The organism is Staphylococcus sp. HMSC056G08 (assembly GCF_001812305.1).
Lineage (GTDB): Bacteria > Bacillota > Bacilli > Staphylococcales > Staphylococcaceae > Staphylococcus > Staphylococcus simulans.
The window spans coordinates 1-352 of sequence record NZ_KV808524.1; the positions used below are offsets into that span (position 1 = coordinate 1).

The window sequence follows — 352 nt, forward strand, 5'->3', positions numbered from 1 at the left end:
TCTAAACGCTCTTTAACACGGCTATTAGTCTCTACTTGTCTTTGCCATTGTTTATCCTTAGCTATGGCTAATAACTCTTCTGTACGCTCTAACTGTTCTTCGTGCTGTGGTAAGAATTGCTTACTGGTACAGAAGTGAGTGCAATCTAAGCATGCATTCGCATGTGGACAACCACCTGCTATTACTGGCAATCTACAATAACCATTTGGAAGCACTTGTGCATTTATATTTTTCTTGAACCATTGAAGCTCTACATCATCGACTTCATTATCTTCATCTAGATCAAGCACATCTCCATTATTGGTAACCAGTTTTTCCTGAAATTTAGTAAATTCATTTTTTAGAGTTTCAT

The 352-nt window shown here is 36.9% G+C and carries 1 pseudogene; it reads right to left on the reverse strand.

The features are described 5' to 3' along the window. Positions 1–352, reverse strand: a pseudogene (locus HMPREF2846_RS10710) (transposase); the annotation flags it as partial.